General features: G+C 63.8%; 15 protein-coding genes. 8 read left to right on the forward strand and 7 right to left on the reverse strand.

Annotated elements, in window-relative coordinates; translation table 11 throughout:
- Positions 1-109 precede the first annotated feature (109 nt).
- A complete protein-coding gene (locus IVB54_RS02625) occupies positions 110-1,111 on the reverse strand; it encodes an NADP-dependent oxidoreductase (RefSeq protein ID WP_018452994.1) in 1,002 nt (333 codons plus the stop codon).
- Positions 1,112-1,318: 207 nt separating this feature from the next.
- Between IVB54_RS02625 and IVB54_RS02630 the strand changes: the two genes are divergently transcribed.
- Together IVB54_RS02630 and IVB54_RS02635 are read left to right on the forward strand one after the other, a co-directional pair.
- Positions 1,319-2,614 (forward strand): dicarboxylate/amino acid:cation symporter, encoded by a 1,296-nt coding sequence (locus IVB54_RS02630; RefSeq protein WP_247777061.1) that lies wholly within the window; start codon positions 1,319-1,321, stop codon positions 2,612-2,614.
- Positions 2,615-2,626: 12 nt separating this feature from the next.
- Positions 2,627-3,547 carry an amino acid ABC transporter substrate-binding protein gene (locus tag IVB54_RS02635; RefSeq protein ID WP_026232434.1) on the forward strand — a complete coding sequence of 307 codons (921 nt, stop codon included), beginning with the start codon at positions 2,627-2,629 and terminating at the stop codon, positions 3,545-3,547.
- 72 nt (positions 3,548-3,619) lie between these two features.
- On the opposite strand, the gene IVB54_RS02640 is transcribed toward IVB54_RS02635, so the two are convergent.
- The 4 genes from IVB54_RS02640 to IVB54_RS02655 form a co-directional block, all read right to left on the reverse strand.
- Entirely contained in the window at positions 3,620-3,985 is a 366-nt protein-coding gene (locus IVB54_RS02640; RefSeq protein ID WP_018452997.1) for a nuclear transport factor 2 family protein, read from the reverse strand.
- Between the two features lie 166 nt (positions 3,986-4,151).
- Positions 4,152-4,502 (reverse strand): RidA family protein, encoded by a 351-nt coding sequence (locus tag IVB54_RS02645; protein ID WP_007599359.1) that lies wholly within the window; start codon positions 4,500-4,502, stop codon positions 4,152-4,154.
- 133 nt (positions 4,503-4,635) lie between these two features.
- Positions 4,636-5,556 carry a PHB depolymerase family esterase gene (locus IVB54_RS02650; protein WP_204512766.1) on the reverse strand — a complete coding sequence of 307 codons (921 nt, stop codon included), beginning with the start codon at positions 5,554-5,556 and terminating at the stop codon, positions 4,636-4,638.
- Positions 5,557-7,215, reverse strand: coding sequence for an FAD-binding dehydrogenase (locus IVB54_RS02655; protein ID WP_026232436.1), 1,659 nt, complete (start codon positions 7,213-7,215; stop codon positions 5,557-5,559). It abuts the gene before it with no gap.
- Positions 7,216-7,508: 293 nt separating this feature from the next.
- Here IVB54_RS02655 and IVB54_RS02660 point away from each other — a divergent pair, with 293 nt between their 5' ends.
- The 6 genes from IVB54_RS02660 to IVB54_RS02685 all read left to right on the forward strand — a co-directional run bounded on the left by IVB54_RS02660 (position 7,509) and on the right by IVB54_RS02685 (position 12,530).
- Positions 7,509-7,979, forward strand: coding sequence for a hypothetical protein (locus IVB54_RS02660; protein WP_018453000.1), 471 nt, complete (start codon positions 7,509-7,511; stop codon positions 7,977-7,979).
- A gap of 253 nt (positions 7,980-8,232) precedes the next feature.
- Positions 8,233-8,427 (forward strand): hypothetical protein, encoded by a 195-nt coding sequence (locus IVB54_RS02665; protein ID WP_026232437.1) that lies wholly within the window; start codon positions 8,233-8,235, stop codon positions 8,425-8,427.
- 24 nt (positions 8,428-8,451) lie between these two features.
- Positions 8,452-9,042 (forward strand): SCO family protein, encoded by a 591-nt coding sequence (locus IVB54_RS02670; protein WP_018453003.1) that lies wholly within the window; start codon positions 8,452-8,454, stop codon positions 9,040-9,042.
- Between the two features lie 91 nt (positions 9,043-9,133).
- Positions 9,134-10,069, forward strand: a complete 936-nt coding sequence (locus IVB54_RS02675; protein WP_018453004.1) for a transporter substrate-binding domain-containing protein — start codon at positions 9,134-9,136, stop codon at positions 10,067-10,069.
- Positions 10,070-10,329: 260 nt separating this feature from the next.
- Positions 10,330-10,839, forward strand: coding sequence for a TIGR02281 family clan AA aspartic protease (locus tag IVB54_RS02680; RefSeq protein ID WP_026232438.1), 510 nt, complete (start codon positions 10,330-10,332; stop codon positions 10,837-10,839).
- A 191-nt stretch (positions 10,840-11,030) separates the two neighbouring features.
- Positions 11,031-12,530, forward strand: coding sequence for a phosphomannomutase/phosphoglucomutase (locus IVB54_RS02685; RefSeq protein ID WP_018453006.1), 1,500 nt, complete (start codon positions 11,031-11,033; stop codon positions 12,528-12,530).
- A gap of 142 nt (positions 12,531-12,672) precedes the next feature.
- Here IVB54_RS02685 and IVB54_RS02690 read toward each other — a convergent pair whose 3' ends face one another.
- Both IVB54_RS02690 and IVB54_RS02695 read right to left on the reverse strand, forming a co-directional pair.
- Positions 12,673-13,182, reverse strand: a complete 510-nt coding sequence (locus tag IVB54_RS02690; protein WP_018453007.1) for an Lrp/AsnC family transcriptional regulator — start codon at positions 13,180-13,182, stop codon at positions 12,673-12,675.
- Between the two features lie 67 nt (positions 13,183-13,249).
- Entirely contained in the window at positions 13,250-14,203 is a 954-nt protein-coding gene (locus IVB54_RS02695) for a sugar kinase (protein ID WP_018453008.1), read from the reverse strand.
- Positions 14,204-14,210 lie beyond the last annotated feature (7 nt).

A 14,210-nucleotide genomic window follows, 5' to 3' on the forward strand; every position in this document is an offset into this window, starting at 1 on the left:
AATGTGATGCAAACAATCGTCGCGGGTGATGCCGCGCGCGACATCATTGGCCGCCGCGACCTCTACCGCAAGTAGATATTGGCTTTGCAATTGCGACGTAACTACGTCGTCAGAGCTTGATCATCCGCTTGCCGCGGTTCTCGCCCGCCAGCAATCCGACCAGCGCCTTCGGCGTGTTCTCGAGGCCGTCGATGATGTCCTCCTGCACCTTCAGCTTGCCGGATGTGACCCAGGCCTGGAGGTCGGCGAGCGCTCGCTGACTCTCTTTCATGTAGTCCATCACGATGAAGCCTTGCATGACGAGCCGCTTCACCACGATCAGGCCGGGCACGCCGCGCGGGCCGTGTGCCGAGGGCGCGCCGTCATATTGCGAGATCGCACCGCAGCAGGCGATGCGGCCGTAATTGTTCATCTGCGGCAGGCAGGCTTCGAGAATGTCGCCGCCGACATTGTCGAAATAGACATCGATGCCCTTCGGAGCCGCCGCGCGCAACGCCTTGAACACCGCGCCGTCCTTGTAGTCGACGGCGGCATCGAAGCCGAGTTCGGAGGTCAGCCAGCTGCACTTGTCGGCGCCGCCGGCGATGCCGATGACCCGGCATCCCTTGATCTTCGCGATTTGCCCGACGATCGAGCCGACCGAGCCCGCGGCCGCGGAGACCACGACCGTCTCGCCCTCTCTGGGCTTGCCGATCTCCAGCAGGCCGAAATAGGCGGTGAGGCCGGCAATGCCGAACACGCTGAGCAGATGCGTCATCGGCTCGAGCTTCGGCATCTTGGTGAGATGCTTGGCGGGCACTGTCGCCAACTCCTGCCAGCCGGTGTCGCCGAACACGATGTCGCCCGGCGCAAGCTCCGGCGCCTTCGAGCTGATGACCTCGGCGATGGCGCCGCCGGCCATCACGCTGTTGGCCTCCACCGCTGAACGATAGGTCGCGCCGTGCATCCAGGCGCGGTTGGCGGCGTCGAGCGAGATGTAACGCACGCGCAGCAAGGCCTCGCCGTCCTTCGGCTCGGGCACCGCACCTTCGACCAGCTTGAAGTGCTCGGGACCGAGCTTGCCGCTGGGCTTTTCCACCAAAAGAATCTGACGATTGATGCTGCCGCTCATGATGTTTCCCCTCGGTCGTTTGACGATTATTGATGCAGCGGCCGCAAGAAAAACGTGCAAGCCGCTTTCGTTGTGCGCTGCATGAAGGCTAGATCGCGGGCGCCAGTTTCGCAACGGGAACATCCGCCCGACGATCGCACGCCAAGCGTGTTGCGCAGTCGTCATATCTGCGACATCATGAAGCGGTCGGTGTAGCGGGGGTGTTCAATGTCGAACAGGTTTACGCAATTCATTCTGGTGGCGATGGTGCTCGGCATCATCATGGGCGCGGCGATCTACAATTTCCTGCCCGACACGCGGGGCGACTGGGCCTCGTCCATCAACCTGATCGCCGTGATTTTCCTGCGCCTGATCAAGATGATCATCGCGCCGCTGGTATTTGCGACCCTGGTCGGCGGCATTGCTCATATGGGCTCGGGCTCCAAGCTCGGCCGCATCTTCGCCAAGACCATGGGCTGGTTCGTCAGCGCCTCTTTCGTCTCGCTGATGCTCGGCCTCGTGATGGTCAATCTGCTCCAGCCCGGCGCGAATTTCCCGGGTACGCTGCCTGACAAGGCGCAGTCGACCGGCCTGCCGGTTTCCGCCTTCTCGATCGAAAAATTCCTGACCCATCTGATCCCGACCTCGATCGCGGATGCGATGGCGCAGAACGAGATCCTGCAGATCGTGATCTTCGCCGTGTTCTTCTCGGTGGCGATGGGCTCGATGCCCGAGCGCTCCAAGCCGATCCTGGCGCTGATCGACAACATCGGCCACATCATGCTCAAGGTGACGGGCTATGTGATGCTGTTCGCGCCGTTCGCGGTCTGGGCCGCCATCACCGCGACGGTTGCCAAGAACGGCCTGCTAGTGCTCTGGAAGCTCATCGTCTTCATGGGTGGCTTCTATCTCTCGCTCGCGCTCCTGTGGGGCATCCTGGTGGTCGTGGGCTTCATCGTGATCGGGCCGCGCTACGCCCATCTGCTGAAGCTGATCCGCGAACCGCTGATGATCGCGTTCTCCACCGCGAGCTCGGAAGCGGCGTATCCGAAAACTCTGGAGGGGTTGAACAAGTTCGGCGCCTCGTCGCGGATATCGAGCTTCGTGCTGCCGCTCGGCTATTCCTTCAATCTCGACGGCACGATGATGTACTGCACCTTCGCGAGCGTCTTCATCGCGCAGAGCTATCACATCGACATGCCGCTCGGCACCCAGCTCGCGATGCTGGCAACGCTGATGATCACCTCGAAGGGCGTGGCCGGCGTGCCGCGCGCCTCCCTCGTGGTGATCGCCTCGACGCTCTCGCAGTTCGGCATCCCCGAGGCGGGGCTGTTGATGATCATGGGCATCGACACCTTCCTCGACATGGGCCGCAGCGCCACCAACGTGATCGGCAACACGCTCGCGACCTCGGTCGTGGCCAAGTGGGAAGGCGAGCTCGGGCCCGAGCACGAGCTTGAACCTGGCGATGCCGTGCCGGGGGACATGATCCCCGGCGAAGTGCCTGCGATGGCCGGCCATTGATCGGAGTGCATCATGCGCCTTTCAATGGCGATATCGGGCGGCCTGTTGCTGGCAGCGTGCCTGCTGGCCACGGGTGCCTCCGCCCAGACCGGTGGCAGCGAAGGGCTTAGCCCGACGCTGTCGGCGATCAAGACCGCGCACACCGTGCGCCTCGGCTATCGCGAGAGCTCGCCGCCGTTCTCCTTCCTCGACCAGGCCAACCGGCCGATCGGCTACAGCCTCGAGCTTTGCGAGGCTATTGTCGAGGAGATCGGCGTCGAGGTCGACGATCCCAATCTGAAGATCGCCTACGTCAAGGTCACCTCCGATGACCGCATCGACGCCGTGCTCCAGAACAAGATCGACCTGGAATGCGGCTCGACCACGGCCAATGCCGAGCGCGGCAAGCGCGTCGCCTTCTCGCCGCTGATGTTCGTCGCCGGCACCAAGCTGATGGTGCCGAAGGCGTCCAGCGTCCAGTCACTGACTGATCTGAAGGGCAAGACCGTCGTGGTGACGAAGGGCACCACCAACGAGCAGGCGATCCAGGCGGCCGACAAGAAGTCATCGTTGGGACTGACCATCGTTGTCGGTGCCGATCACGAACAGTCATACCAGATGCTCGTCGACGGCAAGGCCGATGCGTTCGCGACCGACGACATCCTGCTGTCCAGCCTGATCGTGCGTCACAAGGCACAGGACAAGTTCCGCGTCACCGGCGATTACCTGTCCTACGACCCCTACGGCATCATGTTCCGCAAGGGCGAACCGCAACTGGCGGCGGTGGTCGATCGCACTTTCCGCAAGCTCGGCTCCAACCACGACCTCGTTCCGCTCTACAACAAATGGTTCACCGCACGGCTTCCGACCGGCGAACGGCTGAACGTGCCGATCTCGCTGCAGCTGGAGGAAGCCTTCAAGGCGATGGACGATTCCGCGAGCGCGAATAACTAGCGCCTGTGCGACGAACGAAAGTGTGCCCTCTCCCTTACCGGGGGAGAGGGCGCAGCAACGAGCAGCGCGCGCTCACGTGCCGGCGGGCACCTGGTCCAGAAATCCCGTGATGCTCCTGATACGGCCGTCCTTCAGCACGGCGAAATCCGTACCCTTGATCGGGCTGTCGATGCCGTCAGGACCAAGGCCCCAACTGAAGCGGACATGGTCGCCGTAGCCGTTGGGCTCGCCGATCAGCTTGAATTTGAAATCGGGGAAGCGCTGCTGCACGCCTGCGATCAGCGCATCGACGCCGTCATGGCCGTCGCCCTTCATCAGGGGATCGACATAGCTCGCATCCGCCGTCCAGTTCTGGCTCAGCAGTTCGCGCCGGCGGTCAGCTGCACGTTCGTTCCAGAGATCGATGTAGCGGCGAGCGATGGTGATGGGATCGGTCATTGTCGTCTCCTTCGATGGCGCCGTGTCGTTCGGCTGACATGATTATCGAAGGTTTGCGCGCGCTGATCGATTACCTCGGAGGTCATGCGCATGATGCGGGAAAGTGTGAAGCGGTTTCCCGATCGGATCATGCGCCGACAAGCGCGCGCAAATGTTTGTCGCGAACTTACTTGGCCGCCGTGACCATGATTTCGACGGTGTATTGTGCCGCCGCGAGCTTGGCTTCGACGGTGGCGCGTGCCGGCGTGTTGCCGGGCGAGACCCAGGCGTCCCACACCGCGTTCATCTCGCCAAACGTCTTCATGTCGGTGATGTAGATCGTGGCCGAAAGAAGTTTGGACTTGTCGGTGCCGGCCTTGGCGAGATGGCTGTCGATAGTCGCCAGAATGTCCTGGGTCTGCTTCGTCACGCTTTCGCCGGCGGCGTTGTTGGCGACGACACCGGCGAGATAGACTGTGTTACCGTGCACGACGACCTGGCTCATGCGCGGGCCGGTTTCAAGACGCTGAATGCTCATTGGGGGTCTCCTTTGAATGGCGGCCCTGTCTAGCGCAGCGGCTTGCCCTGTGCCACCCCAGGCACGCATGCGTTGCCGGGCACGCATGCGTTGCCAGGCACGCATGCGTCATCGGCGATGCCTGAGTTGCACTTCAGGGAAACTGGCCGAAGAACGTCCAGATCGTTTCGGCTGCGTCGATGTCGCCGTTCTGCGACCCGAGCAAGCTGGCGGCGACCTTCGGGAAGCGGGCATCCGGAGAAAATCCGGGCATGCGATGACCGCCTTGATTGATGCGATAAAGCACGACGTCGTGCCCTTCAGGACAGCGCGAGGAGATCCGCGTCACCGTGGACTGGTCTGCTGGCGCCCTGTCGGGCAAATCGGTCATGTCGGCATTATCGGTCTCGCAGCCGTTGAGCTTGCGCCAGAACGCAAGCGTCTCGTCGGTGGACCAAAAACTGTCTGCGGCATAATAGCTCGATCCGCGGCCGCCTTCGTAGGGGACCAGCGGATCGGCCGTGCCGTTCATCAGCAGCATCGGCAACGGCCGCGACGGATGGCACGTGACAGCGGTCTCATCAGTGAGGTTCATGCTCACGCTCGCGCCGGCAGCAAACAGATCGGCTCGGGCGCAGACCAGCGTCATTGCCATGGCGCCGCCATTGGAGATGCCGGTGACATAGACGCGGCGAGGATCGGCGGTGCCGTTCGCCACCAGCTTCTCGACGAGCTTTGCGATGAAGGCGACGTCGTCGGTACCCGCGGGCGGGCCACGGAGCGCCGGTCCCGCCTTGGTCCTCGCATCGGCCCATGCGTGGTTGAGGCCATCAGGAAAGACCACCGCAAACCCTTCGCGCTTTGCGACCTGCGGCCACGCTGTCCGCGTCATCATGTCGGCTCCGCGCTGCGTCTTGCCGTGCAGCACGACGACGAGCGGCACGAGCCGCTTCGACGGCAGTTGCACAGTGTAGGACCGCTTCACACCGTCAATATCGATCGTATCCGCGGACGCAGCCGAGGCAGCGGCTAATGCCGCAACAAACGCCCCGATGCGCAGCCGCGGCCGCATCATCTAGCCCACGGCCTTCGCCGCGGCCCGGCCCGCATTGCGGCCCGAGAACAGGCAGCCGCCGAGGAACGTGCCTTCCAGCGAACGATAGCCGTGCACGCCGCCGCCGCCGAAGCCGGCGGCTTCGCCGGCTGCATAGAGGCCGGGGATGACGCTGCCCTCCTCGCCGAACACGCGCGAAGAGAGGTCGGTCTCGAAACCGCCGAGCGTCTTGCGGGTGAGGATGTTGAGCTTGACCGCGATCAGCGGCCCTTGCGCGGGATCGAGGATGCGGTGAGGGGAGGCGGTGCGGATCAGTCTGTCGCCGATATAGCGCCGCGCATTGTGAATGTTCATCACCTGCGCATCCTTGACGTAAGGGTTGGCGATCTCTCGGTCGCGCGCCTCGATCTGCATCCTGATGTGCTCGAGCTTGAGGAGGTCGCTGCCGGCCAGCTTGTTCATGGCCGCAACGAGATCCTCGATCTTGTCGCGCACGATGAAGTCGACACCATGGCTTTTGAACGCTTCCACCGGCGCCGGCGCGCCCTTGTTGGTGGCGCGCTTGATGGTCATACGCCAGCTCTTGCCGGTGAGGTCGGGATTCTGCTCCGAGCCCGACAGCGCAAACTCCTTCTTGATGATGCTCTGGGTCAGGATGAACCAGGAATAATCGTAGCCGGTGGACATGATGTATTGGAGCTGGCCGAGCGTGTCGGAGCCGGGAAACAACGGCGCCGGCAGGCGCGTGCCGGTGGCGTCGAACCACATCGAGGAGGGGCCGGGCAGGATGCGGATGCCGTGGCGCGGCCAGATCGGTGACCAGTTCTGGATGCCTTCGACATAATGCCACATGCGGTCGCGGTTGATCAGCCGCGCGCCTGCTTTCTCGGTGATGCCGATCATGCGGCCGTCGACATGCTCGGGCACGCCGGAGATCATGAATTTCGGCGGCGCGCCGAGTCGCTTCGGCCAGTTCTGCCGCACCAGCTCGTGATTGCCGCCGATGCCGCCGGACGCCACGATCACGGCTTGGGCCTTCAACGCAAACTCGCCGACAACATTGCGCGACGAACTCTTGCCGCGCTCGACATTGTCGGGGGCGAGAATGGCGCCGCCGACGCCATCCACCGTACCGTTGGTGATCGAGAGCGCATCGACGCGATGGCGGAACCGAAAGCTCAGCCGGCCGCTTCTGACCGCCTCGCGCGCCCGGCGCTCGAACGGCTCGACGATGCCGGGCCCGGTGCCCCAGGTGACATGAAAGCGCGGCACCGAATTGCCGTGGCCCATCGCGTCATAACCACCGCGCTCGGCCCATCCGACCACGGGGAAAATGCGATGGCCCATCGCTCGCAGCCATGCACGCTTCTCGCCGGCCGCGAACGCCACATAGGCGTCGGCCCATTGCCGCGGCCAGAAATCCTCGTCGCGGTCGAAGCCGGCGGTGCCGAGCCAGTCCTGCATCGCGAGGTCGAAGGAGTCCTTGATGCCGAGCCGGCGCTGCTCCGGCGAATCGACCAGGAATAATCCGCCGAACGACCAGAACGCCTGGCCGCCGAGCGACTGCTCGCCCTCCTGGTCGACCACGATTACGCGCTTGCCGGCGTCCGCGATCTCGGTTGCGGCCACCAGGCCCGACAGTCCTGCGCCGACAACGATGACGTCAGTCTCTTCAGCCATCTGTTCGGCCATATGTTTCCCCCTCCATGTGTTTCGCCCTCCACAGGTTCCTCCCTGTAGTTGCCCGGATTGAAGCCGGCGGTTGCAACTGAGATCAAGAGGACGGCGCGTAAGACATCGTTAACTTGTTCCACTTCGGGAAAAAGACCGGCTGAGTGCAGCGCCGGCGCAACACTGGATTTGAATTTGTTTTGAGCGAGCCGGCATGCCTAGACAAAACCGCGGTTACGACGGACCCTAGCAGGGCATCACCACCTGACACACAGATTCGAATTCGACTGGGGCGGGGGCCAATGAAGTTTCTGACGGGGTTGCTTGCGGCGGTTCTCCTGATCGCGAGCATGGGCGCTTCTCACGCGGTGGTTCGGATCGCGGATGACCGCGGCGGCCGGATCGGAACCTACGTCGACAAATACCAGGACCTGCGACAGTCGGGCGATACCGTCATCATCGACGGTCTCTGCGCCTCTGCCTGCACCATCGTCCTCGGCGCCATCCCGCCTGACCGCATCTGCGTGACGTCGCACGCCACACTGGGCTTCCACGCCGCGTGGGATTTCGGCAGCAACGGCCGCGCCGTCACCAATACCGAAGCGACCCAGATGCTCTATGCGATGTATCCCTCGCAGGTGAAGCGCTGGATCAATCAGCGCGGCGGCCTCACCCCGCATATGCTCTTCCTGAAGGGCCGGCAGCTCCAGGCTATGTACAAGCCTTGCTACCTCGACGCGCAGGCCTCGGCCAACAAGCCATCGTCGCGGTAGGCCGCGGCAGTCATTCGCCTTTCACTAATCTGTCGTCATGGCCGGGCTTGTCCCGGCCATCCACGTTCTTGGGCCCGGCTGGAAAGTCCGTGGATGCCCGGGCCTTCGCCTCGCGGAAGCGGCTTCGGCCGCGCAAGCCCGGCATGACGGAGAACCTCCGTATCACAAGTTCTCCAGCCCGCCCGCCGCGCTTGCCCGGCCCGGTCCCAGCGCCTATTTGAAAGGCAGGGAACCCTTCACCCCGATCGTTGTCATGGCTCAACCACTGCACCCTACCCATCCTGTATCGGACAATTCGCCCACTGCCGGCCGGACGCCGGTCGTGCTGCTGTTGGCAGGTGCTGGCGTCGGCGGCCTGGTCGTGCTCGGCGCGCTCGCGCTCTGGTTCCACTACGGCAGCCAGGTGTTCTTCGAAATGATCAGGACCGGTCTTGCCGCCTGCTTCTGACACGCGACAGGAAGTTTTCCGCTCATGAGCCCTACCGCCCGTCCGCTGGTGATCGCGACCGCCTTCGCCGCAAGCCTCGTCCTCGGGCTGCTGATCGTATTCTGGGCCATGGGCGGGGTCGGCAAGGTGGCGCAGCCGGCCGCGATCGGCGGCCCGTTCCAGCTCACCGACCAGAACGGCAAGACCGTCACCGACAAGAACCTCAAGGGCAAGCCGACCCTGATCTTCTTCGGCTACACCCATTGTCCCGACGTCTGCCCAACCTCGCTGTTCGAGATCTCGGAAGTGCTGCGCGCGATGGGCAAGGACGCCGACAAGGTCAATGCCGTCTTCATCTCGGTCGATCCCGAGCGCGATACGCCGGCCGCGATGAAGGATTATCTGTCGAGCTTCGACCCGCACCTCGAAGGGCTGAGCGGCGATCCTGCCGAGACCGCCAAGGTGATCACCTCCTACCGGGTCTATGCCAAGAAGGTCCCGACCAAGGACGGCGACTACACCATGGACCACACGGCGCTGATCTATCTGATGGATCGCGACGGCCGCTTCGTCTCGCCGTTCAACCTGAAGCGCACGCCGGAAGAAGCCGCAGGGGAGTTGAAGCGGTATCTGTAGGCTTCCCTATTGACCGCAATCCGCGCTCGCGTTCCCGGCCGGATGGGCTATAAGGCCCTCCGATCCCAACGAAAATCGTTCATTTCAGCCGATGGCTCCATCGCAACAGGCGAAATCGTCCAAATCCGCCCGTGGCTTGCTGACCGGGCTGATCGTCGGCGTCTGCGCGCTCGCTGCTGCGCCGTCCGCGCAGGCGCAGGCCCCGGCCAAGCAGCCCCCAACGGCGCCGCAAGCCTCACCTCAGGTCGCGCCGCAAGCCGCCCCGCAGGCGGTGCCGGGTTTCTGGGACCCGCGGCGGCGGCCGGAGCGGCCGGACCTGTCGCGCCTGACCGTGATCCGTTTCCTGACCGAGACCGACTATCCGCCGTTCAACTACACCGGCGCCGACGGTAATCCGGCCGGCTTCAACGTCGACTTCGCGCGCGCGCTGTGCGAGGAGATCAAGGTCACTTGCACGGTGCAGATGCGGCGCTTCGAGACGCTGGTCGATGCGCTCGCCTCCAACCGGGGCGATGCCATCATCGCCTCGATGGCGGTGAGTCCGCAGCTCCGCGCCCGGGTCGACTTCACCGATCCCTATTACCGCGTGCCTGCGCGCTTTGCTTCGCGCAAGGACGCGGTGATGCCGGAGATCCGGCCCGAATATCTCGAAGGCAAGAAGGTCGGCGTCATCGCCGGCTCCGCGCATGAGGCCTATCTCAAGGCCCTGTTCACCGACGCCGAGCTGCACCCTTATCCCAACGACGACGCTATGCGCGGCGCCTTGCGCAAGGGCGAGGTCGATTTCATCTTCGGCGACGCCATCGCGCTCGCGTTCTGGATCAACGGCACGGATTCCGGCGATTGCTGCGCCTTCTCCGGCGGCCCCTTCGTCGAGAGCCGTTTCTTCGGCGAGGGCATTGGCATCGCCGTACGCAAGGGCAACGACGTGCTGCGCCAGGCCCTGAACTGGGCGATGTTCCGCGTCTGGGAGAAGGGCCGCTACACCGATCTGTGGCTGCGGTATTTCTCGGTGAGCCCGTTCTAGTCCCAGGCGCCGTTGCCAATTCCTCATCCTGACGAGCTTGCGTAGCAAGCGTCTCGAAGGATGACGGCCCCGCTGGTGGCCGGGCCCTTCGAGACCCGCGCTTCGCGGGCACCTCAGGATGAGGATATGTCGTATCCGCGACACCGGCGCATTAACCGTCCGCTCATCCTTTTCGTCAAAATAGCACCGCTCTGGCCGCAGCGTCGCTCGCGGAGCGGCCTTCCGCGTGGTGAAATCGAGCTTCGGCTTCGAGTGGTGTGATGCGTAACATAATGATCTTCGCGGCGATCATGATCGGCCTCGGCACCTTCATGGCGCAGATGGCGGACAGGATGAGCTCCGCCTCGGCGACGTCGGTGCCGCGTACGGTCGCAGTCGCGTCCACCGCGGCGGCCGGCGGCCGCAGCCTCAACATCCCCCGCGACGGCCGCGGCCACTTCCAAACCGAGGGCCGGATCGAAGGCCAGCGCATCGGCTTCATGGTCGACACCGGCGCCTCCGTGGTCGCGCTGAACGAGACCTCGGCCGCCCGCTTCGGCCTGCGTCCCTCGCGCAGCGATTACAACGCCACCGTCTCCACCGCCAACGGCACCATCAAGGCCGCGCGCACTCGCATCGCCATGCTCGATGTCGGCGGCCTAATCGTGCGCGACGTCGATGCCATGGTGCTGCCCGACGAAGCACTGTCCGAGAACCTGCTCGGTCTCTCCTTCCTCTCCCGCCTCAGGCGCTTCGAATACGCCAACGGTCAGATGGTGCTGGAGCAGTAAAGGTCCTCCCAAAGGCGACGGCGACACATATTTCAAGAAAATCTCTATTTCGATCGCTCTCGCGGACAGATTTCCCCGTTACCAAACTGCCGCAATTATCATCCATAAGCTGCCATTCCCGCCTTCCGCTGCAGCCCGGCATTCGCTAAGGCTGCATCAAATCCTGGCTCTTTTTTCACGAGACCGTCTCAATGTTCCCGAAGCCGAAATCCGTGTTGCTGCCCAACACCTATGCCTTCGAATCCGAGCCGATGGTGAAGGCCACGGGCTTTCGCGAATACGACGCGCGCTGGCTGTTCCAGAAGGAAATCAACCTGATGGGAATCCAGGCGCTCGGCATGGGGCTGGGCGCGCTGATCGCAGAACTCGGCGTCAGCCAGGAGATCGTCACCGGTCATGATTTCCGCGGCTATTCGGCCTCGATCAAATATGCGCTGATCTCCGGCCTGATGGCAGCAGGCTGCAAGGTGCACGACATCGGGCTCGCGGTGACGCCGATGGCCTATTTCGCGCAGTTCGACCTCGACGTGCCCTGCTGCGCCATGGTCACGGCCTCGCACAACGACAATGGCTGGACCGGCGTGAAGATGGGCGCCAACCGCCCGCTGACCTTCGGTCCCGACGAGATGACGCGGCTGAAGGAGATCGTGCTGGGCGCCGAGTTCAAGAACAAGGCCGGCGGCTCCTATCAATTCCACGAGAATTATCCGGCGCGCTACATCGCCGATCTCACCAGCCGCCCGAAGCTCAAGCGCAAGCTCAAGGTTGTCGCGGCCTGCGGCAACGGTACCGCCGGCGCATTCGCGCCGCAGGTGCTGGAGGCGATCGGCTGCGAGGTGATCCCGCTCGACACCGAGCTCGACCACACCTTCCCGAAATACAATCCGAACCCCGAAGACATGGAGATGCTGCACGCGATCCGCGACGCGGTGCTGCAGCACAAGGCCGATGTGGGTCTCGGCTTCGACGGCGACGGCGATCGCTGCGGCGTCGTCGACAACACCGGCGAGGAGATCTTTGCCGACAAGGTCGGCGTGATGCTGGCGCGCGACATGTCCGCGATCCACAAGGACGCGCAGTTCATCGTCGACGTGAAGTCGACCGGCCTGTTCATCACCGATCCGGTGCTGCAGAAGCAGGGTGCAAAAACCACCTACTGGAAGACCGGCCATTCCTACATGAAGCGCCGCACCCATGAGACGGGTGCGCTCGCCGGCTTCGAGAAGTCCGGCCACTTCTTCTTCAACAAGCCGTATGGACGCGGCTATGACGACGGTCTCGTCTCGGCGCTGGCGATCTGCGATATGCTTGACCGCGCCCCCGGCAAGTCGATGGCCGATCTCAAGAACGCGCTGCCGAAGACCTGGTCGTCGCCGACGATGTCGCCGCATTGCGCCGACGAGACCAAATACGGCGTCATCGACAAGGTGGTGAAGCACTTCGAGGCCTTGCAGGCCAAGGGCGCCAAGATCGGCGGCCAGTCGATCCGCGATCTCGTCACCGTCAACGGCGTCCGCGTCACGGTCGAGGACGGCAGCTGGGGCCTGGTGCGTGCCTCCTCCAACAAGCCCGAGCTCGTTGTCGTGGTCGAGAGCCCGGTCTCCGAGCAGCGCATGCACGACATGTTCGAGATGGTGAACAGCGTGCTGCGCACCCATCCCGAAGTCGGCGAGTACAATCAGAAGATTTGAGGCGCGAGGCTAGTCTCACCTGCTGTCATGCCCCGGCTTGACCGGGGCATCCAGTACGCGGCTTATCCGAACCCCATCATCGTCTCTGGAATACTGGATCGCCCGGTCAAGCCGGGCGATGACAGTTTGCGTGTGGTGAGCCTTAAGCCGCAACCACAGCCGGGATCGGCAGCGCGGTGACCGACTTGATCTTCTCCATCGCGAAGCGCGAGGTGACGTTCTTCAGCGGCACGGCGCTGATCAGTTTCTTGTAGAACACGTCATAGGCCTGCATGTCCGCGACGACGACGCGCAGCATGTAATCGACGTCGCCGGCCATGCGATAGAACTCCATCACCTCAGGCATGGCGCTGACGGCGTCGGCGAACCTCTTGAGCCAGGCGTCGGAATGGTCGGAGCTCTCGACCGACACGAACACGGAGATGCCGAGCCCGATCTTGTTCTGGTCGACCAGCGCCACCCGCTTGGTAATCACGCCGTCGGCCTCCAAGCGCTGGATGCGCTTCCAGCAGGGGGTCGAGGACAGGCCGACGCGGTCGCCAATCTCGGCGACGGAGAGGGAGGCATCGTCCTGCAGCACCATCAGAATCTTGCGGTCGATGGCGTCGAGGCGGCGGCTGGTCTCGGGGAGTGGGACGGCGAGATCGGTCATTTGAAGAACTTTGTTCCATTTCAAGGGACGTTTTCCCTGATATAGAGAAAATCTTTCTATAGCAAGTCTATAATCTTGGCGCCCGCTCCAACGTCGCCGCCGGCGACGTGCTCAAAAGCTCTTCAACTTCAACGCGTTGCGGGGCGGCCAGGCCGCCACCAGGACGGGTGCATTTCAGCGCCGCGGCGGCCGCGGCGAATCGCAGCGCCTGCCGCACGCCGCCACCTTCGGCGAAGCGAAGCGTGAAGGCGCCATGGAAGACGTCGCCGGCGCCGAGCGTATCGACGGCCTGAACCGGGAAGGCCGGCGTCTGCTCCAATGCGCCGGTCTCGTTCAGCCAGATCGTGCCATACGGACCGCGGGTGGCGGCGAGGAAGGCGGGCGTGAGCGCGGCCAGGCGCTTCAATGCCGCGCCGTCATCGGGGATGCCGGCTGTCTCCTGCAACTGGTCACTGGCGAACAGCAGATGTGAGGCGGCCGTGAGCAGGCTGTCCTGCAACGACATCGCGCGGTCGACGCCGACGATGACGGCAATGCCGCGCCGGCGTGCCTCGGTGCAGAGCGAAGTTGCGAACGCGGCGCAGCGGCTTTCGACGAGAACCGCCCGGCAATCGGCGAGCAGCTTGTCGGCGTCGGGCAGCTCGACTGTCCACAGGGCCGGATCGCGATAGATCGTGAGCGTTCGCTCGCCCGTCGCGTCAATGATGATGGCAGAGACGGGCGTGCTCGCATCAGGTATGCGCACGATATGGCTTGTGTCGATATTTTCGGATGTCATGCGGTCGAGAATGAAGCCGCTCGACGTCTCCTGCGCATCGCCCATCGGACCTGCGAACGCGACGCGGCCACCAAGCCGAGCGATAGCGATCGCGGCATTGAGTGCGTTGCCGCCGCAAATCTCCGCGAGATGCCTGGCATTCGCCTTGCTGCCGCGCGCGGGCACGGTTTCGACACGAAAGGTCAGGTCGCGCACGGGAATGCCGATGCAGAGGATGCGCGGCGCGATCCCTGGTGCAGCCATCTCCGTC

Source organism: Bradyrhizobium sp. CW1 (genome assembly GCF_023100665.1).
Classification (GTDB): Bacteria; Pseudomonadota; Alphaproteobacteria; order Rhizobiales; family Xanthobacteraceae; genus Bradyrhizobium; species Bradyrhizobium canariense_D.

Bases quoted from the DNA above. Each gene is read 5' to 3' on its own strand.
- IVB54_RS02680 (WP_026232438.1), top strand. From the start codon at position 10,330: ATGCGTAACATAATGATCTTCGCGGCGATCATGATCGGCCTCGGCACC.
- IVB54_RS02690 (WP_018453007.1), bottom strand. From the start codon at position 13,182: ATGACCGATCTCGCCGTCCCACTCCCCGAGACCAGCCGCCGCCTCGAC.
- IVB54_RS02685 (WP_018453006.1), top strand. From the start codon at position 11,031: ATGTTCCCGAAGCCGAAATCCGTGTTGCTGCCCAACACCTATGCCTTC.
- IVB54_RS02675 (WP_018453004.1), top strand. From the start codon at position 9,134: ATGGCTCCATCGCAACAGGCGAAATCGTCCAAATCCGCCCGTGGCTTG.
- IVB54_RS02665 (WP_026232437.1), top strand. From the start codon at position 8,233: ATGGCTCAACCACTGCACCCTACCCATCCTGTATCGGACAATTCGCCC.
- IVB54_RS02630 (WP_247777061.1), top strand. From the start codon at position 1,319: ATGTCGAACAGGTTTACGCAATTCATTCTGGTGGCGATGGTGCTCGGC.
- IVB54_RS02635 (WP_026232434.1), top strand. From the start codon at position 2,627: ATGCGCCTTTCAATGGCGATATCGGGCGGCCTGTTGCTGGCAGCGTGC.
- IVB54_RS02660 (WP_018453000.1), top strand. From the start codon at position 7,509: ATGAAGTTTCTGACGGGGTTGCTTGCGGCGGTTCTCCTGATCGCGAGC.
- IVB54_RS02655 (WP_026232436.1), bottom strand. From the start codon at position 7,215: ATGGCTGAAGAGACTGACGTCATCGTTGTCGGCGCAGGACTGTCGGGC.
- IVB54_RS02625 (WP_018452994.1), bottom strand. From the start codon at position 1,111: ATGAGCGGCAGCATCAATCGTCAGATTCTTTTGGTGGAAAAGCCCAGC.
- IVB54_RS02640 (WP_018452997.1), bottom strand. From the start codon at position 3,985: ATGACCGATCCCATCACCATCGCTCGCCGCTACATCGATCTCTGGAAC.
- IVB54_RS02670 (WP_018453003.1), top strand. From the start codon at position 8,452: ATGAGCCCTACCGCCCGTCCGCTGGTGATCGCGACCGCCTTCGCCGCA.
- IVB54_RS02645 (WP_007599359.1), bottom strand. From the start codon at position 4,502: ATGAGCATTCAGCGTCTTGAAACCGGCCCGCGCATGAGCCAGGTCGTC.
- IVB54_RS02695 (WP_018453008.1), bottom strand. From the start codon at position 14,203: ATGGCTGCACCAGGGATCGCGCCGCGCATCCTCTGCATCGGCATTCCC.
- IVB54_RS02650 (WP_204512766.1), bottom strand. From the start codon at position 5,556: ATGATGCGGCCGCGGCTGCGCATCGGGGCGTTTGTTGCGGCATTAGCC.